Genomic DNA, 20,749 nt, shown 5'->3' with positions numbered 1-20,749 from the left:
GCTAGACCTCGATCTCCGCCTTATCGCCTTTCTCTTGCAGCCAGTTGCGGCGATCTTCCGAGCGTTTCTTCGCCAGCAGCATATCCATCATCGCCATCGTCTGATCCATATCCTCTTCGCTGATGGTCAACTGCACCAGACGGCGAGTATTCGGATCCAGCGTGGTTTCACGCAGCTGTAGCGGGTTCATTTCGCCCAGACCTTTAAAGCGCTGTACGTTCGGCTTGCCTTTCTTGCGCTTAAGCTGTTCCAGCACGCCCGCTTTTTCCTCTTCGTCCAGCGCGTAGTACACCTCTTTGCCCAGATCGATACGGTACAACGGCGGCATGGCGACATAAACGTGTCCGCCCTGAACCAGCGCCCGGAAATGGCGGACAAACAGCGCACACAGCAGCGTGGCAATGTGCAGACCATCGGAGTCCGCATCCGCCAGAATACAGATCTTCCCGTAACGCAGCTGGCTGAGATCGGCACTGTCAGGATCGATACCGATCGCGACTGAAATATCATGTACTTCTTGCGACGCCAGGACTTCATCGGAGGAGACTTCCCAGGTATTCAGGATCTTACCTTTCAGCGGCATGATCGCCTGGAATTCACGCTCGCGTGCCTGTTTCGCCGATCCGCCCGCCGAATCCCCTTCCACCAGGAACAGCTCCGTCCGGTTGAGATCCTGCGAGGTACAATCGGCCAGTTTGCCTGGCAACGCTGGCCCGCTGGTCAGCTTTTTACGTACCACTTTTTTGGCGGCGCGCATACGGCGCTGCGCGCTGGAAATCGCCAGCTCAGCCAGTTGCTCCGCAGCCTGCACGTTCTGGTTCAGCCACAGGCTGAAAGCGTCTTTCACGACGCCGGACACAAACGCGGCACACTGACGAGAAGAGAGACGCTCTTTGGTCTGCCCGGCAAACTGCGGTTCCTGCATTTTGACCGACAGCACGTAAGCACAGCGTTCCCAGATGTCATCTGCACTCAGCTTCACGCCGCGCGGCAGAATATTGCGGAATTCGCAGAATTCACGCATCGCATCCAGCAGCCCTTGACGCAGGCCGTTAACGTGCGTCCCGCCCATCGGCGTCGGGATGAGGTTAACGTAGCTTTCCGTCAACAGCTCACCGCCTTCCGGCAGCCAGAGCAGCGCCCAGTCTACCGCTTCCGTATCGCCAGTAATCGACCCCAGAAACGGTTTTTCCGGCAGCGTAATCAGGCCATTTACCGCCTCGCACAGGTAGTCATTCAGGCCATCCTGATAGCACCAGCGTTGTTCGGTGTTGTTAACTTTATCTTTAAAGATGATTTCCACACCGGGACATAAGACCGCTTTGGCCTTCAGCAGGTGCGTCAAACGGGATACTGAAAAACGGGGGCTGTCGAAGAACTTCTCATCCGGCCAGAAATGCACGCGCGTACCAGTATTGCGACGTCCGCAGGTGCCCGTTACCGTAAGTTCCTGCACTTTATCGCCGTTTTCAAACGCAATGTCATATACCTGACCATCACGCTTAACAGTGACTTCAACACGGGTAGACAGGGCGTTCACCACGGAAATCCCTACGCCGTGCAAACCGCCCGAAAATTGGTAGTTTTTACCGGAAAATTTGCCGCCCGCGTGCAGGCGACACAGGATCAGCTCAACGGCGGGTACACCCTCTTCCGGGTGAATATCCACCGGCATCCCACGGCCATCATCAATCACTTCCAGTGACTGATCGGCGTGCAGAATCACATCAATACGGCGCGCATGACCCGCCAGCGCTTCATCAACGCTGTTATCTATGACCTCTTGCCCCAGATGGTTAGGACGCGTGGTATCGGTGTACATTCCCGGACGACGGCGCACCGGTTCCAGTCCGCTGAGTACTTCAATCGCATCAGCGTTATAACTTGATTGAGCCATAGTTTGCGTTAATTCTTTGAGTTCAGTGAATGGTGTTTAACGAACCGCTTTCGGCGATTCGTTTTTCAATGCATATGCAGCGATTCAGTCTGTCGTGAGCCCTAAAAAATTCACAATTGGTGTGAAAAAGTGCTCAAACCCAACAAAGGCATGATTGCCCCCTGACTCCACAGTTTGACGGCAGGCCGTGTAATACGCGACTGCCTGACGATAGTCCAGAACCTCGTCCCCCGTCTGCAACAGCAGCCAGAGCAAATCCGGCGATTCCAGTCGGTCAACCTGCATGACCTTCAGATCGTACACGTGCCGAGACTCTAGCACATATTGTTCACCGGTGTAGGGGTTCTGATATTCTCCCAGATGGTCCAGCAACAGTTCAAACGGCTTCACCGCAGGATTCACCACCACGGCAGGCAGCATAAAACACTGGGATAGCCAGGTGGCATAATAACCACCGAGGGAAGAGCCAACAATGCCCACCGGACGACCGGCCCGCTCCATAATCAGCGATTCCATCATCTCAGCTGCTTCCGCCGGATACGGTGGAAGCTGGGGAATCACCATGTCAATTTCAGGGTGCCGCTCTGCCAGCCACGTTTTCAGGGCCGTCGCTTTCGCCGACTGTGGCGTACTGTTGAAGCCGTGCAGATAAAGAAGCGTTGGCATTAGTAACCGTCCGAATCCATGTCAGGCAGAAATTCGCTGCCTGAGAGACGATAGACCTCGGTTTCCAGACGGCCATCCGGCAGCAGGTCCAGATAGCGCCAGCCCGGCGCCACATCATCAATCGTGAAGTTAGTGCAGTGCGGTTTGAACTGTACGCAGGTCGACGGCGTGGCCAGTAAGCGGCGACCATGCCAGTCAAAATCCATTTCCTGATGAATATGCCCACACAGCACGGTGTTCACCTGTGGATAGCGATCCAGTACCGCAGAAAGATTATGCGCGTTACGCAAGCTATGCTGATCGAGCCAGGTACAGCCGGAAGGATGCGGATGATGGTGCAGCAACAGCAGCGTAAAGCGGTCAGGCTGACTTTTCAGGCTGCGCTCTAACCATTCAAGCTGGTATTCGCTCAGCTCACCGTGCGGCACGCCGAACACCTGACTGTCCAATAGTATGATCTGCCACTTGTCGCCCAGCAGCACATGCTTGGACGGTGCAATGCCGGCGTCAGCCAGCGCATCGACCATCGCCGGTTGGAAATCGTGGTTACCCGGAAGCCATACGCAAGGTGCAGGGATATGCGCAATCCCGCGTGAGAAATGGTGATAGGCTTGCAGCGTGTGATCCTGTGCCAAATCGCCCGTCGCGACGATCAAATCAAACGCATCCTGCCGAGCCTTGATGGCATTCAGCACAGCGTGATAGCTACGATAGGTGTTGATACCCAGCAAGGTTTCATGCTCGCCCGCAAAAAGATGGGTATCAGTTATTTGTAAAATCCTGACTCTGGCGCCACTCGCCACAGGCAGTGTCAACAGGCTTTCCAAATGGTGTCCTTGGTTACGTAAATCTGTCTCTACCCGTCATCTTTCAAATTGCAGAATACGTTGGTTTCCCTTGGTGGCTCGCCAGCCACTTTCCTGCGTATTGAAATCTATTGGGTATCAAAAACCGGTATCGACATCGAACCATACGCCAAACAATACTTTAGCCAATCAGCAAGAAACTGATTAATTTGATGCTTTTCGTCACGTTGATGTAACTTCTTATTAGGATAATCATAACGTGCTTTGAAACGAAAGATCTGCTGGCTGGCACACACTTCCGCAACCAACGCATCATGATACAACCTAACGCTCATCATTGGCAGGCTCCAGTAGCTGACAGTGGGCGCTGTCTGCTTAATTTCGACCAATGAGGTATAGCGAGTAGACTCAAGAATCGTCAGTTGGTAGACCGCATTATTGACGTGATAAACCGCGATTTCGCCAACTTCATCATTTTTTGGCAGCAAACGCCGCAATTGCATGAAGTTGGTTTCACATAGCCTCATCATGGCTGGGAAATCCGGAGTATAACGTTTCATAAATTCAATCCACCCACTCACGTTTCAGTTCTTCATGGTGCAATGCCAACCATTGCAAGGCAATGACAGATGCGGCGTTATCAACAATACCTTCTTCAACCCATTGATAACTTTGTTTACGGCTCACCACATGTACGCGGATATCTTCATTCTCTTCCGCCAGGCCGTGAATGCCTTTCGCTGTACGCGTATCCACTTCGCCCACCATCACCGCCAGACGCTCGCTGGTGCCGCCGGGGCTAGCAAGATAGTTGATTATCGGTCGGCAACGGCCAACCCTTAATCCGGCTTCTTCCTCTGCTTCGCGCCGCGCCACCGCTTCGTGGCTTTCTCCTGGCTCAATCATGCCAGCCACCAGCTCAAACAGCCAGGGAGAAGCACTGGTGTCGTAGGCAGCGATACGAATCTGTTCTATTAATACCACTTCATCACGCACCGGATCGTAAGGCAGCAACACCACAGCATGGCCACGCTCTAAAATCTCGCGGCTGACTTCGCCGCTCATACCACCATTAAACAGGCGATGACGGAAACGGTAACGCTCCAGCGAAAAAAAACCGTCGTACAGCGTTTCGCGTGCAATAATTTCTACATCATCTTTGGTGAAAGTAACCGGACCGGATGCGGAAGACGACATGGCTGTACTCCTGTAACAAGTATTAATGGAATCCGGTATTGTATGGCGGAATCCGCTGTCATTATACTCATCATTGTTTTTGAACGTTTATTAGGCGTGACGTCGGCTAAGTGAGGGGGATTCCCATCCATCGCATCACTTTTCGGTGTCTGACTGAACAGCAAAACGCCGCACTGAATCATCCTACAGGTCAATTTACCTGACCCTGTGGGCATATTCCGCTGAAAGATGGCACGTTCAGCTACCTTATCCTATTGGCAGATTCTGATAGAATCGACAATTATTCGTCTACAGACAGCGCTACCATAGCGAGATTGCTGCACAACAAGGAATGCAAATGAAGAAATTGCTCCCTCTTCTTATTGGTCTGAGCCTGGGCGGTTTTAGCGCCATGAGTCAGGCGGAAAACCTGTTACAGGTCTACCAGCAGGCAAAAAGCACCAACCCTGATTTACGCAGCTCTGCGGCAACCCGCGACGCCGCGTTTGAAAAAATTAATCAAGCGCGCAGCCCGTTACTGCCTCAGCTCGGTCTAGGGGCCGACTATACCTATAACAGGGGCTACCGTGACAGCAAAGGCGTCGACAGCAACGTCAAAGGCGCTTCACTGCAATTGACCCAGACCCTGTTCGACATGTCCAAATGGCGTGCGCTGACGTTGCAGGAAAAACAAGCGGGTATTGAAGACGTCACCTATCAGACCGCTCAACAAAACCTGATGCTGAATACGGCAACCGCCTATTTCAACGTGCTGCGCGCTATTGATTCGCTGTCCTACATCAACGCACAGAAGCAGGCGATTTATCGCCAGTTGGATCAAACGACACAGCGCTTCAACGTGGGTCTGGTCGCGATTACCGACGTCCAGAACGCCCGTGCACAGTATGACAGCGTGCTGGCAAATGAAGTGCTGACTCGCAATACGCTGGATAACGCGCTGGAATCACTGCGTCAGATTACTGGCAATTTCTACCCACAGCTGGCTGGGCTGAACATCGAGCGTTTCTCTACCCAGAAACCTGAAGCGGTTAACAACCTGCTGAAAGAAGCCGAAAACCGCAACCTGAACCTGTTGTCCGCACGTTTGAGTCAGGATTTGGCGCGCGAGCAGATTCGCTCCGCCGAAACAGGCTATATGCCGACGTTGGATCTCACTGCATCGACGGGCGTGAGTGATACTCGCTATTCCGGTTCACGGACGAATAACAGCAACTCGTTTAACGATTCAGACGCTGGGCAACACAAAGTGGGGATCAACTTCACTCTGCCACTTTACAGCGGTGGCGCAACTAACTCTCAGGTGAAACAGGCGCAGCACAGCTACGTCAGTTCCAGTGAGCTGCTGGAAAGCGCACACCGTTCTGTTATCCAGACAGTACGTTCATCGTTTAACAACATTTCTGCGTCCATCAGCAGCATCAACGCTTACAAACAGGCTGAAGTGTCTGCACAAAGCTCACTGGATGCGATGGAAGCGGGTTATCAGGTAGGAACACGTACCATTGTCGACGTACTGGATGCCACCACCACGCTGTATAACGCCAAACAGCAGCTCTCTAGCGCTCGTTATGATTACCTGATCAATCAGTTAAACATTAAGTCCGCACAGGGCACATTGAGCGAAACTGACCTGCAAGCGCTGAATGCGTCACTGGGTCAACCGGTATCGACCACGCCGGCCGTAACCGACAACAGCGCTCCGCTGGCAACCACTGCCTCGGCACAACGTTAATCAGCGAGTCGCGTTTATCGATACAGATGGGGAACTACGGTTCCCCTTTTTTATGTCGATGTTTTTTGCAGAACCACGCAACTTCATCAAGTTGCAGAAGACACGTTCATTTTTCATAAAGCGAAACGTTGCATAACAGAATGTATAGCAACGTAAAGAAACCTTTCGTTACACCTATTGCCGCTTTAAATTCAAGCAGCGTTCCCCTATTCTTAGGGACACTTATTTGTTATTGGCCGTGATGCTTTGCTCTGGGATAAACACGATGAAACGTACAAAAAATATTAATCAGGAAACGTTCCGCAAGGAATGGCGGACTTACCGTCTGGCACCTGTTGCTTTGGCCGTCAGCGCCGTATTTTTCCTCGCGGGCTGCGAACAAACTGATGAAACCGTCTCCCTCTACCAGAATGCGGATGATTGTTCGTCAGCGAACCCGTCAATGGCTGCCCAATGCACCACCGCTTACAATAATGCGTTAAAAGAAGCAGAAAAAACGGCACCAAAATATGCGACAAAAGAAGACTGCGTAGCGGAATTTGGCGAAGCGCAGTGTACCCAAACGCCAGCACCAGCACAGGCCGGTATGGCAGCAGAATCGCAGCAGGGCGGCGGTATGTCTTGGATGCCGTTGATGGCGGGTTACATGATGGGCCGAATGATGGGTGGCGGCGCTGGTTTCGCACAGCAGCCGCTGTTCAGCCCAAAAACGCCAGCCAGCCCGGCCAATGGTCAGTTCGTTGATGCCGCGGGTAAAAACTACGGCAACGCAACGACAGGCCGCTCAATGACCGTGCCTAAAACCGCATTGGCACCGAAGCCTGCAACCACCTCGACCATCACGCGTGGTGGCTTTGGTGAAACCGTCGCGAAGCAAAACAGCATGCAGCGTAGCAGCGCCAGTTCAAGTTCCAGCTCTTCCCGTAGCATGGGCGGCTGAGGCGTATTGAATGAAGCGGATAGATATTACAGCGCGTCCTGACTGGCAGGAAAAAGCCACCGAATTTGGTTTTCGTTTCCACACCATGTATGGCGAGCCCTACTGGAGCGAAGAGGCTTACTACCAGTTCACGCTTGCTCAGATCGAAGAGCTGGAAGAAGCCACAGCCGAGCTGCACCAGATGTGTCTGCAAGTAGTGGAAAAAGTCGTCAACAGCGACGCGCTGCTCGCTAAATTCCGTATTCCCAAACACACCTGGGAATTCGTCAGACATTCATGGCGCACCAATCAGCCTTCGCTGTATTCACGCCTCGATCTGGCGTATGACGGAAAATCCCCAGCAAAACTGCTGGAGAACAATGCCGATACCCCGACGTCGCTGTACGAAGCAGCTTTTTTCCAGTGGCTCTGGCTGGAAGATCAAATCAACGCCGGAAATCTGCCGCAGAATTCTGACCAGTACAACAGCATTCAGGAAAAGCTGATCGAACGCTTTGAAGAGCTAAAACTGAATCACGGCTTCGGCTTGCTGCATTTCGCCTGCTGTCAGGATACGGAAGAAGATCGTGGTACGGTGCAATACCTTCAGGATTGCGCGCTGGAAGCAGGTCTGCCGAGCGAATTTCTGTACATTGAGGAAATTGGCCTCGGTGAGAAAGGCCAGTTTACCGATCCTGAAAATCAGGTGATTGGTAATCTGTTCAAGCTGTATCCGTGGGAATTCATGCTGCGCGAGATGTTTTCCACCAAGCTGGAAGATGCGGGCGTGCGCTGGTTGGAACCGGCCTGGAAAAGCATCATTTCTAATAAAGCGCTGCTGCCGATGCTGTGGGAAATGTTCCCAAACCACCCCAACCTGCTTCCTGCCTATTTCGCAGAAGATGAACATCCTGAGCTGGACAGCTACGTCATTAAGCCACTGTTTTCACGCGAAGGGGCGAACATCCAGATCGTCGAAAATGGCAAAGAGATTGCGTCAGCCGACGGCCCTTACGGCGAAGAAGGGATGATCGTCCAGCAGTACCATCAACTGCCAAAATTCGGCGACAGCTATACGCTGATTGGTAGCTGGCTGGTGAACGATCAACCTTGTGGTATCGGCGTACGTGAAGATCGCGCCCTGATCACTCAGGATCTCTCGCGCTTCTATCCGCACACCATTCTGGATTAAGCATCAGAATATACTCTAAATAATTCGAGTTGCATGGCGGCGGCAAGAGAAGACATCCCGATGAGCTTACTCAGGTAAGTGATTCGGGTGACAAATCTGCCGGGAGCAGATTTGAACGCTGCCAGCAGCGGCCCTTTAGGGCGAGGCCCACGACGGGCCGAGTATTTAAGCGCAGCCAACATACATGCAGCTTGAAGTATGACGAGTATATAAGGCACGGTGAGAACCGTGCCTTACTCATTTCTACCGCAAAAAGCGAATTACCCCACCTGCACCGACAGCATACTCAGCGATCCCATTTCAAGCCCATCGACCGGAATGCTGATTGCCTCTTTGCCGTCCCAGCTTCCCAGCACATAGAGCAGCGGGAAATAGTGATCGGGCGTCGGGTTGGATAATGCGGCACCGTCATGCTGCATAAAATTAACCAACGGATGGTAGTCGCCCTGATAAGCCAAGTTATCACGCACAAATTGATTGAATGAGATAGCCCACGGATACGGCTCTGCATCACCATCCCATTTCACCATCCGCAGGTTATGCACGACGTTACCACTGGCCACAATCATGAAGCCTTCATCACGCAGTGCCGCCAGCTTGCGCCCTAATTCGTAGTGATATGCGGCAGGCTGCGTACCGTCCACACTCAGTTGCACAACGGGAATATCCGCATCGGGATACATCTTGATCAGTACGCCCCAAGAGCCGTGATCCAAACCCCATTGGCTTTTATCAGCGGTAACGGGATACGGCGCCAACACCTGCTGAATTCTCGCCGCCAATTCAGGCGAACCGAGTGCCGGATACTGGGTATCGAACAGCGCCTGCGGGAAACCGCCAAAATCATGGATGGTGCGCGGGTTTTCCATCGCCGTCACAGCCGTACCACGGGTATACCAGTGGGCGGAAACCGCGATAATCGCCTTTGGACGCGGCAGCGTCTCACCAAGCCGTTGCCATGCCTGCGTATACACATTGTTTTCCAACACGTTCATCGGGCTACCGTGGCCGAGGAACAATGCAGGCATCCGGGAAGTGTTGTTCATAGTCATATCCTCTGAAAGATGTCAGCGAGCGTGCAGCCGCACGCGATGGCCTTACTTTACGCGCTTTATGACACAGAAAAAGTCAGAGTTATGTGATGGAGAACATCAATTAATTTGAAAGGTATGACCTACATGGCAGGATGAAGGAAAAAGCCTCCCGCCAAAGCGGCAGTTTCATGATGAAGGGAGTTGACCGTTAAGCCGCTTTCTTTCATAAAAAGCGTCGTGGACAGTCATTCATCTTGCCTGCACCCATAAAGCAAAAACCCACCGAAGCGGGGTTTTATGATGAAGGGAGTTGACCGTTAAGCCGCTTTCTTTCATAAAAAGCGTCGTGGACAGTCATTCATCTTGCCTGCCCCCATAAAGCAAAACCCCGCCGAAGCGGGGTTTTATGATGAAGGGAGTTGACCGTTAAGCCGGGTTCTGTCGTGGACAGTCATTCATCTAGGCCAGCAATCACTCACTGGCTCAAGCAGCCTACCCGGGTTCAGTACGGGCCGTACCATGTGAACCCCTATTTGGCCTTGCTCCGGGTGGAGTTTACCGTGCCACGAACTGTTGCCAGTCGCGCGGTGCGCTCTTACCGCACCCTTTCACCCTTACCTGATCCCACTTGCGTGGGCCATCGGCGGTTTGCTCTCTGTTGCACTAGTCGTAGGCTTGCGCCTCCCAGGCGTTACCTGGCACCCTGCCCTATGGAGCCCGGACTTTCCTCCCCTCCACCTGTCTCCCCCGAAAGGGACGGCAGTGAAGCGGCGACTGTCTGGTCAACTCCGGCGCGGATAATAGGGTAAATCGCCCTACTTGTCATCCCCCGATTCACTGCTATCGCCTTCTTGCTCCAACCCATAGCGGTAAAGCGCGTTTTTCTTCACGCCGTGAATTTCAGCCGCCAGCGCAGCGGCTTTCTTCAGCGGCAACTCGGCACGCAATAACGCCAGCGTGCGCAACGCTTCTGCCGACAGCGCACTGTCATCAACCTGATGCCCTTCCACAATCAGCACCATTTCCCCTTTGCGACGGTTCTCATCTTCTTTCACCCAGGCCAGCAGTTCGCCCACGGGCGCGCCGTGAATCGACTCCCAGGTTTTGGTGATTTCGCGTGCCAGCACCACGTAGCGCTCGGCTCCCAGCACCTCGCTGATATCCTGCAGGCTGTCCAAAAGACGATGTGTGGATTCATAGAAAATCAGGGTGCGGGTTTCTTCCCCTAGCTCACGCAGCTTATCTTTGCGTCCTTTGGTTTTGGCAGGCAGAAAACCCTCATAGCAAAAACGGTCAGACGGCAAACCGGACGCGGAGAGCGCCGTGATCGCTGCGCAAGCCCCCGGTAACGGCACCACGCGAACGCCCGCTTCGCGGCAGCGTCGAACCAAATGGTAGCCGGGGTCGTTAATCAGCGGCGTGCCCGCATCGGAAACCAGCGCGATGCTTTGTCCTGACTGTAATTTAGCCAGTAACACATCCGCTTTTTGTTGTTCGTTGTGATCGTGTAATGCGAACAGTCGCGCATTAATCGCAAAATGTTGTAACAGCAGACCGGTATGGCGGGTATCCTCTGCGGCGATCAGATCAACGCTCGCCAATACCGCCAGCGCACGCTGCGTGATGTCGCCCAGATTGCCGATTGGCGTGGGGACAATGTAGAGGGTAGATGCAGAAATGTCTGCTTGTTGGTCTTGATTCATTGTTTCATCCGGGTTGCCGATTTAATATTGAGCATCTTTAAAAAAAATCACTGGATACAGTATGCTTCCCTTTCATTTCGTCCGTACCCAGGCAGGGCGTGTTATCCCTGTTTTGTTAGCGGCACTGTTTCTCGCAGGCTGTCCAAGCCATGCACCGCAGAGCCCGCCACCCGAGGTTCAGGGCAAAGCTGACGCATCATCCGATTATTATCTGCAGCAGATGCAGCAAAGCAGCGATAATAACAAGGCTGACTGGCAATTACTTGCTATTCGTTCCCTGCTACAGGAAGGGAAAGCCCCTCAGGCGAGCCAGCAGTTCAATGCGCTGCCAGAAAAATTGAGCGCAGCGCAAAAGCAAGAACAGCAGTTACTCAGTGCGGAACTGTCCGTCGCCCAGAACAATATGGATGCGGCCAAAGCGGCACTGAGCCAGCTTGATGTGGGCGCACTTTCCGATCAGCAGAAGCAGCGTTACTACCAGACGCAAATCAAAACAGCACAAGGTCGTCCTTCCATTGAGCTGCTTCGGGCTTATATCGCTCAAGAGCCGCTGCTGAAAGGCGACGAGCATCAGATGAACCTCGATCAGACCTGGTTGGCATTGACGCAAATGTCACCGCAGGAGTCGAACTCGCTGCTGATTAATGCGAATGAAAATGTGCTGCAAGGCTGGGTCGATTTGCTCAATAACTATCAGGATAACCGGACTTCTCCCGATCAGTTAAAAAGCGCGATTCAGGACTGGCAAACCCGCTATCCGCACCATCCTGCTGCAAAAACGCTGCCTACGCAGTTGAATCAGGTCATTAACTATCAGCAGTCATCGGTGAACAGCATCGCATTGCTGTTGCCACTCAATGGTCAGGCGCAGGTTTTCGCCAATGCCATCCAGCAAGGCTTTAACGCAGCAAAGAACGGCCAGATAGCCACCGCAGCCGTCTCTGCCCCTGTCGCACCGTCAGCGGATGCCACGCAAGCCGAACAGGTTACCCCACCGTCAGAGGGTCAGAGTGCCCAATCGTCCGCACCGTACAGCGATCAGGCGGTAGCCTCCCCGACGCCTGCACCGGAAGCACAGGCGACCAGCGCTGGGCTGTCCAGCTCACTCCCGGTCAAAGTGTATGATACCTCTTCACAGCCGCTGGCGAATATTCTCACGCAGGCACAGCAGGATGGTGCATCGCTGGTCATCGGTCCGTTGCTGAAAAATGAAGTGGATCAGTTGGCGAACAGTCAGTCACCGCTGAATATTTTGGCGTTGAACCAGCCGGAACACGTCGAAAATAGCCCTAACATCTGCTATTTCGCCCTCTCTCCAGAGGATGAAGCCCGAGACGCGGCAAAATTTATCCATCAGCAGGGTAAACAGCAGCCGCTGGTCTTAGCCCCTCGCGGTGCGCTGGGCGACCGCATCATTAACGCCTTCGCGCAGGCCTGGAACCAGCAAAGCGGCACAAGCTCGCTGCAACAGCGCTTTGGCAACACGGCGGAATTAAAGCAGGCCATCAATAGTGGCGCGGGCTTAAGCCTGAGCGGTCAACCCGTTAACGTGTCGCAGCAGCAGGCACCGTCGGGCACCACTATCGGCGGCTTAACCATCCCCTCTCAGGTTCAGCCTACGTCCACTTCATCCGTCAGCGGTAATATCGATGCGGTCTATATCATCGCAACGCCAGATGAATTGGCGCTGATTAAGCCGATGATTGATATGCGCACCACGTCACGCGCACGTCCGGCGCTCTACGCCAGCTCACGTAGCTTCCAGGCTGGGTTAGGGCCCGACTTCCGCCTTGAAATGGAAGGGTTGCAGTTCAGCGATATCCCACTGTTAGCCGGCGCTAACCCAGCGTTGATGCAGCAGGTCAGCAGCCAGTTTAAAAACGATTACTCGTTAGTCCGCCTGTATGCGATGGGGATGGATGCCTGGACGCTCGCCAGCCACTTCGGTGAAATGCGCCAGATTCCAGGCCACCAAATTCCTGGGGCAACAGGAATGCTGAGTTCAGGGCCGGATTGCACCATCAATCGACAGCTAACCTGGCAGCAATATCGTCAGGGCCAACTGGTGCCCGTTCTCTGAATCAGCGAGCGGCTGGCGCAGTTTACGAACAACAAGCCCGGCGTTATCTTGAACGCGCGGGCCTGACCTTCACCGCGGCGAATGTTACGCTACGCGGCGGTGAACTGGATTTGATCATGCGCGATCGCCATATTTGGGTGTTTGTTGAAGTGCGCTATCGGCGCAACGCCCATTTTGGCGATGCGGCAGCCAGCGTCACCCGACGCAAACAGCAGCGGTTGTTGCACGCCGCCGCCGTGTGGTTGGCGCAGCGAGGTGCCAGCTTTGACACAGTGGATTGCCGTTTTGACGTGCTGGCAATTACGGGCGAACAGTTCGACTGGCTCCCTAACGCCTTCACCGCACAGGGATAACATTTTTATACCCTAAATAATTCAAGTTTCAGGCAGGCGGCAAGAGAAGGAATCCAGATGAACTTACTCAGGTAAGTGATTCGGGTAACTAAACGTAGCCAACGCACATGCAACTCGAAGTATGACGGGTATCCCACTCTGGGATAGCCCATCCTTGATGGACTTCAATTTACGTAGGTTAATTCAACGTGCTGGATAGAATAAAAGTTTGTTTTACCGAGAGTATTCAAACGCAGATTGCAGCGGCAGAAGCCTTGCCAGACGCCATTTCCCGCGGCGCGATTGCGATGGTGCAGTCTCTGCTAAACGGCAACAAAATTCTGTGCTGTGGTAACGGAACATCGGCAGCCAATTCACAGCATTTTGCCGCCAGCATGATTAACCGCTTTGAAGCAGAGCGCCCAAGCTTACCGGCTATCGCACTTAATGCGGATAATGTGGTCTTAACTGCGATAGCCAATGACCGTTTGCATGAAGAGGTCTATGCCAAACAAGTCAGAGCGTTAGGTCAGGCTGGCGACGTACTACTGGCAATTTCAACCCGTGGTAACAGTCGCGATATTGTTAAAGCCGTAGAGTCTGCTGTTACCCGCGACATGACGATTGTCGCTCTGACCGGCTACGATGGCGGAGAACTGGCCGGGCTGCTCGGGCCACAGGATGTGGAGATTCGCATCCCGTCACACCGCAGCGCCCGTATTCAGGAAATGCACATGCTGACAGTAAATTGCCTGTGCGATTTAATTGATAACACACTTTTTCCACACCAGAACGATTGAAGGAGCACTACATGAGGATAAGTTCTGCATTTGCCGTGCTGTCTATCGCCCTGCTGCTACAAGGCTGTGTCGGGGTTGTTGCTGTTGGCAGTGCTGTGGCAACCAAAACGGCCACGGACCCGCGTACCGTAGGCACGCAGGTTGACGATGGCACACTGGAAGTCCGCGTGACGAATGCAATCAGCAAAGACGAGCAACTGAAAAAAGAGGCCCGTATCGTTGCAACAGCTTATCAGGGGAAAGTATTGTTAACAGGGCAAGCACCGAGCACAGAAATGGCAAGCCGGGCTAAGCAAATCGCCCTCGGCGTGGAAGGTGCAGCCGAAGTCTACAACGAAATACGCCAAGGCACGCCGGTTTCAATGGGAACCGCCTCCATGGATACCTGGATCACCACCAAAGTGCGCTCACAGATCCTGGCAAGCGACACGGTTAAATCCTCTAACGTCAAAGTCACAACGGAAAACGGCGAAGTCTTCCTGTTAGGTCTGGTGACACAGCGTGAAGGCACCTCCGCCGCAGAAATCGCCAGTAAAGTTGGCGGCGTGAAGCATGTAACGACGGCCTTCACCTACCTGCAATAACGCGCTTTTTTCTTTAAAAAACAAAAAACCGCTGATGACGACATCAGCGGTTTTTTTATCTCTGCGCTTTTTATCCCAGTTCAGGGACGTATATCTTTGCCCGATGAGACCGAGGCTCAAGAAAATTATGGCGTAACAGAATTAAGCAGCCAGAGCGCACGGCGGGTTTCAACGCTGATATGACTCGGTTCTTTATCACGCACGCCAGCCTCACCGGTAAGCAATTCCGCAAAGCCCGCCTGCTTGATTTGCGCCTGGTAACGCGGCGTTTTCAAGCCACGTTCTGCCTGTAATAGCAGCGGGATAAGGCGGCTGCTTTGCCTGTCCATCGTCTTGCGCGGCCACGCTTTATTTTCATCCAGATACGGTGCCATAAAATCCAGCGCCTTTATCACACTGCTTCCCGTTGGCGTTTGGTACTGCCAGATATTCTCGCCGACGCGGGAAGCCAGCATCGCCATATCCGTTACCGCCTGAAGGTTGAAGTAGCTGTAATGGAAAGAACGGGTACGCCCCAGCTCTTCCGGCTGGGCGCCATCTGGTTGCAGTTGGTGATCCAATTTCTCCCGCTGCAATTGCGCCATGGACTTCACCACGTCGATTTTCCCCAGATACCAGGCGATCCCCGCAACCTGTACGGTATACCAGCTACCGTGGTTGTTCTGGGCCGTTGCCTCTTTTTTCCCCAGTTTGCTGGTTTGCAGCCAGTGCAGGTAATCGCTCATCCATTTCTGCATCTGCTGTTCATCCTGCGTCGTCCAGCCCGGAGCCTGACGCAGCATAATCAGCGAATCGACAATGCGGGTGGAAAAATAGCGCCCGTCCAGCACGCCTGAGCCCCTTCCTGGCGCGATGCCCGGCACACCCTGCGCAAAGTCGAGGTTAGGGTTCATGCGCGTAGCGGGGTCAATAAACCAGGTACGGATCATCGACATGGCTTTATCGGCATAAACCTGTTTGCCAGAGAAATACCACGCCAGCGTCAACGCCTGCGTTTGGGCAGTAAATTTCGCCAGCCGAACGCCGTCAGTCTCTTCATCCTTGCTGGCAGGGTTTACCTGCCCATCACGACGAATCCAAGGCAAACCATCAGCTTTGTCGGGATCGGGCCACCAGTAGGCGCTGAGGCTCAAATAATCATGCTTTGAACCACTGGGTGGCGTGGATTTCTTTTTCGTCACGCTAGGGTTATCACTTTTCAGTGCGCGATCGGCTTCCGAAATAAGCTGCTCGTACGCCATTCGCGTCTGCGGCTTTTCCGTTTTCTGCTGTAACTGCTGTTTTACCGAGGATAGCTGAGGCTGCTGCAAGAAGGCGTAGGGATTATCGGGGGGTGAAGCTTTAGGCTCCGCGTCCGCACGGGCAACAGAAGCCACACAACACAATGCAACCAGTAAACCTGACCAATAACGTAACCGCATACTTTCTCCTGATGTCGAAAACACGACCGTTAACGCGAAAATTTCTCGGTATAGTAAACGAACAAAGCGATTTAATTCAGATTGTTACCTCACAACAGATCGTTATCTCGCAAAAATGCTTCACCGCCCATCAGCCTCATCTGGCGTAAAATCCACTGCTGGCGTTGAATAACATAGCCAGAGGGCGCATTCGCACGAAAGCGAATGGGGTTTGGCAGCACCGCCGCCAGTAGGGCTGATTCACTTGCTGTCAGCCTGCTGGCAGGCTTGTTGAAATAACGTCTGGCGGCCGCTTCCACGCCAAAAATCCCGGGGCCAAATTCGGCGATATTCAGATACACAGTAAGAATCCGCCGTTTCGTCCAGACCAGCTCAACCCCGGTGGTAATACCCGCCTCAAGCCCCTTGCGCACCCAGCTACGCCCATCCCACAGGAACAGGTTCTTCACCATCTGCTGTGACAGCGTAGACGCACCGCGAATCCGCTGTGTGTTGCGCTCGTTGTGCTTCAATGCCTGACCAATCGCATCAAGATCGAAGCCCCAATGCTGAGGGAATTTTTGGTCTTCCGCCGCTATCACCGCCAGCGCCATTTCCGGCGCAATATCGTCCATCGCAACCCAGTCAGAATGGGCAACATAGGAGAATTCGCCTTTCAACCATGCGCTGATCTGCCTGTCGACCATCACCGCGGAGAACGGTACGGGCAGGAAGGAAAACAACACAATGCCTGCCAGCCACGCACCGATGACGACCAACAGACTCCGAACAATCAGGCGCTTCAGCCACGTGAATAAACCTCCACGCCCTCGGCTCCACCTCATTCGGTGAGATCCAATACGCGGGCAACGAGCTTATCAATGCCTTTTGCCGCTTCGCTGATGGAGTTAGCCAGCATATAGGCTGGTGTCGTCACGATTTTATGTTCCTCATCAACCACGATATCATCGACCGGACAAACAACGTGGATACCGCCCATCTCCTCAACGGCCTCAGCGGTATCAATATCGTTACCAATGGTTACGCGAACAGGTACACCCAAAATCGTCGGCAGCAGCGCAGGTGAGATGCAAATAAAACCAATTGGTTTATTTTGCTTATAAATTTCCTGTGTGAGCAATTGCAGCGTTTCATCAATCTGACACGCCGTTCCTTGCGTTGCGAAGTCACTTAAATTTTTCGCAGCGCCAAAACCACCCGGCACAATCAGTGCATCTAAGTCTTGTGCATTCGCGGTAGAAAGCGGCTGGATTTTTCCTCTGGCGATCCGTGCTGATTCTGCTAAAACGTTGCGATTCTCACCAGTTACGTCACCCGTCAGGTGATTAACCACCTGTAATTGTGGCTTATCTGGCGCAAAGCAAACCGCTTGTGCGCCCGCGCGATCCAGCGCAAGTAACGTCAATACGGCTTCATGAATCTCGGAACCGTCATAAACACCACAGCCACTAAGGACAATGCCGACTCGTTTCATCATCTTTTCCTTCATTTCATTACATCAACTAATTGATTTTTTAATTGACAAACACTAATCTACATCACACATTTTAATGATTCTTGTAACAAAGATTTCTACATTTGCTATTTTGTTGCTTGATGAAGATGTACAGTAGCAAGGTTTTAGTCGCTGTTGTAAGTTGTACTAGTAAGAACGTTGGTAGTAAGAACATAGTTAAGACACGAATATCCGCACTTGCGAGTTTACAAACCCTGAGATCTAAATGCAGGTGCATGTTTTCCCTGGTGTTGGCGCATAATTCGCGCACCCCAGCTTCGGCCGGGGTCATTTTTTTCTACCGTATGAAAACGTGCAAATCCCTCGCATCCTCGACCCCTCTTCAATCGTAAACACCACTTAATCTGACGCCTTTTTGCATGATATCGCGTGAGACGAAAAAAAATTTTCTAACCGTTTTGCTCGCCACGTCCCTGTGGCTGCAACTCACCGTATCAGGATTCTTTTTCTGCTTTTGCGACCCAATCACGCAGTACCTGAACGTCATGACGCCAGTCATGCTTAAGCTCATCAACCCATTCCTGCACGTTATCCCACCATGCCGGTAGCGATGAGGTCTGAATCTGCTGGGCAACTTGCTGTAGATGCCGTAACCCGACGGAACCCGCCGCCCCTTTAATTTTGTGCCCTTCTTCCGTAATGCCTTTCTGGTCGCGCGCCGTCATGTTGGAATCCAGAATAGCCAGATAGCCCGGCATCATCTGCTCAAACATCTCCAGACTCTGGTGGATCAATTTCGGCCCCACCAAATCCAGATACTGTTCCAGCATTGGGATATCCAGCAGATCGTCTTCTGCATTTGCCATTTCATCACCTTCCTCAATCATCGGTTCTTCCGTCCACGCCGTATGAGTATCCCAGAATTGTTTGATGATGGCCGTCAGCGCTGGCACCGATAGCGGCTTGCTGAGCACGTCATCCATACCCGCATCCAGATATTCACGTTTATCTTTCAGCACGTTCGCCGTCAGCGCCACCAGCGGCGGCATGCTACGTTTGCCATAGCGTGAACGCAGCTGACGCGCCACGTCCAGCCCGGTCATATCCGGCAGTTGGATATCGAGCAACACCAGATCGAACTCATCGGGATCAAACATGTCCAGCGCTTCCTGTCCGGTCATCGCGACATCCACACTGTTCCCCAGTTTTTCCAGCACCGAACGCGCGACCACCACGTTCAGTTCGATATCTTCCACCAGCAGAACGTGCAGCGCCGGTAACGGCAAATCATCATCTAGGCCATTTCCTACTTCATCGACGCTCGGTGCAATCACCGTCAGGGTAAAGCAGGAACCCTTGCCTTGCGTGCTGGAAACCTGGATATCGCCCCCCATGTTCTGTGCCAGACGCTTCGACACCGCCAGACCAATTCCCGTGCCCGTTGCGGGTTTCCCGCCGTGCTGGTCTTTGACCTGATAATACATGGCGAAGATTTTTTCCAACTCATCCGCCGGAATACCCATCCCGGAATCTTCCACCTCAAAGCGCAGGCGATCGCCCTTTTCATGCCAGACGCGCACCACAATTTCGCCTTTTTTGCCGTTCTCACCCTTCGGCGTGAATTTCACCGCGTTACTGAGCAGGTTCCACAGAATCTGCCGCAGGCGCGTTCCGTCAGTCATGACTTTCTGCGGCAGAGGATGATGCTGGTCCATAATCAGCTTCAGGCCTTTCGGCTCCGCCAGCAGGCCGCCGAGGTTTTCCAGATCCACCAGGAAACCGGTGAAATCGAGCGGCTGGTTATCCAGTTGCACCTTGCGGCGCTCCTGTTTGTCCATCTCGATTACGTCGTTAAAGATATTGCCCAGCGTAATCGCGCTGACGTGGATGGTTTTCAGGTATTTTTGCTGCTCAGGGTCGAGTTGAGTATCCAGCAGGATGCGACTTAACCCGACAATGCCATTAAGCGGCGTACGAAGCTCGTGGCTGATAGTTGAGATAAAGGTGGTCTTCTCCCTACTGGCGTTCTCTAACGCGTCCTGGTAACGCTTACGCTCCGTTATATCGCGTCCAAATCCCATCAGCCCGTGACGTTTGCCCATTCGGTCATAAAACGGCACCTTGCGCAGCTCAAAACAGGCTTTACGGCCATCGGGATAAACCAGCCATTGTTCATAGGTCAGAGAAACGTTGTGACGGAACACTTTTTCGTCCGTCTCCATCACTTTCTCGGCAATATCGGGAGCGTAAACATCTTGCGGCGTCAGGCCAATGAGCTGCTTCTGGCTTTTGCCCACCAGCAGTTCCATCGCACGGTTGCAGCCGGAGAATTCTTTCTCTTCGTTACGGTAGTAAACCAAATCCGGCGAAGCATCGAGGAACGAGCGCAGCAGCGCCGACTGTTGCTCCAGCTCAATCTGCGCCTGTTCGCGGCGGGACATTTCTTCTTTGAGTCGGCTCATCACCAGCACACGCGCGTCTTCCGCTTTGATACGGTCAGCGATTTCCTGATTAAGCTGCGCGATATTCTCCTGAAGCTGCACATTCAGCTCCAGATCCCGGTGACGCATTTCTTCCAGTTTCGCCACCAGCTTCGCCAGCCGCTGGCGCGACTCTTCGAGCTGTTCCACCACCACGGAGAGAAAATAAACGGCCCAGGGCGTAATCAACAGCCCGAAGAAAATGGAGCGAACGACGTCGATATTTTCGACTTCCCCGCTGAGCAACAGGGTGACCGCCATTTGCACCACCATCGCCAGCAGCACCAATACCGAGGCCAGCAGCAGTGAAAAACGGACAAGCCCCAGTTTTACCATCAAATCAACATAGTACTGCGCCAACAGACGAATTTGCTTCATAGCGATTTCCCTTAGTCACCAACCCGCGCATCATAACGTAAAATAGCGACTTATACGGCGCTACCCCGTAGA

18 protein-coding genes and 1 other RNA gene are annotated in these 20,749 nt (G+C 53.1%); 7 read left to right on the top strand and 12 right to left on the bottom strand.

Annotated features, from left to right (window positions below; all coding sequences use genetic code 11):
• Nucleotide 1: 1 nt before the first annotated feature.
• From parE to nudF, 5 genes are all read right to left on the bottom strand, one after another.
• Entirely contained in the window at nucleotides 2-1,897 is a 1,896-nt protein-coding gene (gene parE, locus JFY74_01920) for a DNA topoisomerase IV subunit B (protein QQG28849.1), read from the bottom strand.
• An 84-nt stretch (nucleotides 1,898-1,981) separates the two neighbouring features.
• Complete coding sequence (yqiA, locus tag JFY74_01915) at nucleotides 1,982-2,563, bottom strand: esterase YqiA (GenBank protein QQG28848.1); 582 nt, start codon at nucleotides 2,561-2,563, stop codon at nucleotides 1,982-1,984.
• Nucleotides 2,563-3,390, bottom strand: a complete 828-nt coding sequence (cpdA, locus tag JFY74_01910) for a 3',5'-cyclic-AMP phosphodiesterase (GenBank protein ID QQG28847.1) — start codon at nucleotides 3,388-3,390, stop codon at nucleotides 2,563-2,565. The genes yqiA and cpdA overlap by 1 nt, the downstream gene beginning before the upstream one ends.
• A 107-nt stretch (nucleotides 3,391-3,497) precedes the next feature.
• On the bottom strand, nucleotides 3,498-3,929 hold the full coding sequence (locus tag JFY74_01905) for a DUF1249 family protein (protein QQG28846.1): 432 nt from the start codon (nucleotides 3,927-3,929) through the stop codon (nucleotides 3,498-3,500).
• Nucleotides 3,930-3,933: 4 nt separating this feature from the next.
• Entirely contained in the window at nucleotides 3,934-4,566 is a 633-nt protein-coding gene (gene nudF / locus JFY74_01900) for an ADP-ribose diphosphatase (protein ID QQG28845.1), read from the bottom strand.
• A 337-nt stretch (nucleotides 4,567-4,903) separates the two neighbouring features.
• Between nudF and tolC the strand changes: the two genes are divergently transcribed.
• The 3 genes from tolC to JFY74_01885 all read left to right on the top strand — a co-directional run bounded on the left by tolC (nucleotide 4,904) and on the right by JFY74_01885 (nucleotide 8,409).
• Nucleotides 4,904-6,298, top strand: a complete 1,395-nt coding sequence (tolC, locus tag JFY74_01895; GenBank protein QQG28844.1) for an outer membrane channel protein TolC — start codon at nucleotides 4,904-4,906, stop codon at nucleotides 6,296-6,298.
• A gap of 265 nt (nucleotides 6,299-6,563) precedes the next feature.
• The gene (locus tag JFY74_01890; GenBank protein ID QQG28843.1) at nucleotides 6,564-7,238 is read left to right on the top strand and encodes a DUF1190 family protein; all 675 of its coding nucleotides are present in this window, start codon (nucleotides 6,564-6,566) and stop codon (nucleotides 7,236-7,238) included.
• 10 nt (nucleotides 7,239-7,248) lie between these two features.
• Complete coding sequence (locus tag JFY74_01885; protein QQG28842.1) at nucleotides 7,249-8,409, top strand: glutathionylspermidine synthase family protein; 1,161 nt, start codon at nucleotides 7,249-7,251, stop codon at nucleotides 8,407-8,409.
• Between the two features lie 260 nt (nucleotides 8,410-8,669).
• Here JFY74_01885 and ygiD read toward each other — a convergent pair whose 3' ends face one another.
• From ygiD to rsmI, 3 genes are all read right to left on the bottom strand, one after another.
• Nucleotides 8,670-9,455 (bottom strand): 4,5-DOPA dioxygenase extradiol, encoded by a 786-nt coding sequence (gene ygiD / locus JFY74_01880; protein ID QQG28841.1) that lies wholly within the window; start codon nucleotides 9,453-9,455, stop codon nucleotides 8,670-8,672.
• A 399-nt stretch (nucleotides 9,456-9,854) separates the two neighbouring features.
• An RNA gene (rnpB, locus tag JFY74_01875) (RNase P RNA component class A) lies at nucleotides 9,855-10,233 on the bottom strand.
• Between the two features lie 25 nt (nucleotides 10,234-10,258).
• Nucleotides 10,259-11,146 carry a 16S rRNA (cytidine(1402)-2'-O)-methyltransferase gene (gene rsmI / locus JFY74_01870; GenBank protein ID QQG28840.1) on the bottom strand — a complete coding sequence of 296 codons (888 nt, stop codon included), beginning with the start codon at nucleotides 11,144-11,146 and terminating at the stop codon, nucleotides 10,259-10,261.
• 61 nt (nucleotides 11,147-11,207) lie between these two features.
• On the opposite strand from rsmI, the gene JFY74_01865 reads away from it, so the two are divergent.
• The 4 genes from JFY74_01865 to yraP all read left to right on the top strand — a co-directional run bounded on the left by JFY74_01865 (nucleotide 11,208) and on the right by yraP (nucleotide 14,942).
• Complete coding sequence (locus tag JFY74_01865) at nucleotides 11,208-13,226, top strand: penicillin-binding protein activator (GenBank protein ID QQG28839.1); 2,019 nt, start codon at nucleotides 11,208-11,210, stop codon at nucleotides 13,224-13,226.
• Nucleotides 13,223-13,579, top strand: a complete 357-nt coding sequence (locus JFY74_01860; GenBank protein ID QQG30424.1) for a YraN family protein — start codon at nucleotides 13,223-13,225, stop codon at nucleotides 13,577-13,579. Before JFY74_01865 ends, JFY74_01860 begins: the two co-directional genes overlap by 4 nt.
• A 188-nt stretch (nucleotides 13,580-13,767) precedes the next feature.
• Nucleotides 13,768-14,358, top strand: a complete 591-nt coding sequence (diaA, locus tag JFY74_01855; protein QQG28838.1) for a DnaA initiator-associating protein DiaA — start codon at nucleotides 13,768-13,770, stop codon at nucleotides 14,356-14,358.
• Between the two features lie 11 nt (nucleotides 14,359-14,369).
• The gene (gene yraP / locus JFY74_01850; protein QQG28837.1) at nucleotides 14,370-14,942 is read left to right on the top strand and encodes a divisome-associated lipoprotein YraP; all 573 of its coding nucleotides are present in this window, start codon (nucleotides 14,370-14,372) and stop codon (nucleotides 14,940-14,942) included.
• Nucleotides 14,943-15,067: 125 nt separating this feature from the next.
• On the opposite strand, the gene JFY74_01845 is transcribed toward yraP, so the two are convergent.
• The 4 genes from JFY74_01845 to arcB form a co-directional block, all read right to left on the bottom strand.
• Nucleotides 15,068-16,363: an alginate lyase family protein gene (locus tag JFY74_01845; protein QQG28836.1), complete on the bottom strand. Its 1,296-nt coding sequence runs from the start codon at nucleotides 16,361-16,363 to the stop codon at nucleotides 15,068-15,070.
• Nucleotides 16,364-16,452: 89 nt separating this feature from the next.
• The gene (gene mtgA, locus JFY74_01840) at nucleotides 16,453-17,187 is read right to left on the bottom strand and encodes a monofunctional biosynthetic peptidoglycan transglycosylase (GenBank protein ID QQG28835.1); all 735 of its coding nucleotides are present in this window, start codon (nucleotides 17,185-17,187) and stop codon (nucleotides 16,453-16,455) included.
• The gene (gene elbB / locus JFY74_01835) at nucleotides 17,184-17,837 is read right to left on the bottom strand and encodes an isoprenoid biosynthesis glyoxalase ElbB (protein QQG28834.1); all 654 of its coding nucleotides are present in this window, start codon (nucleotides 17,835-17,837) and stop codon (nucleotides 17,184-17,186) included. The genes mtgA and elbB overlap by 4 nt, the downstream gene beginning before the upstream one ends.
• Nucleotides 17,838-18,313: 476 nt before the next feature.
• Nucleotides 18,314-20,677, bottom strand: coding sequence for an aerobic respiration two-component sensor histidine kinase ArcB (arcB, locus tag JFY74_01830; protein ID QQG28833.1), 2,364 nt, complete (start codon nucleotides 20,675-20,677; stop codon nucleotides 18,314-18,316).
• Nucleotides 20,678-20,749: the final 72 nt, after the last annotated feature.

Source organism: Pectobacterium carotovorum, assembly GCA_016415585.1.
In the GTDB taxonomy this organism is placed as follows: domain Bacteria; phylum Pseudomonadota; class Gammaproteobacteria; order Enterobacterales; family Enterobacteriaceae; genus Pectobacterium; species Pectobacterium carotovorum_K.
The sequence above is the reverse complement of the archived record's forward strand: the minus strand, read 5'-3'. Positions and strand labels throughout refer to the sequence as shown.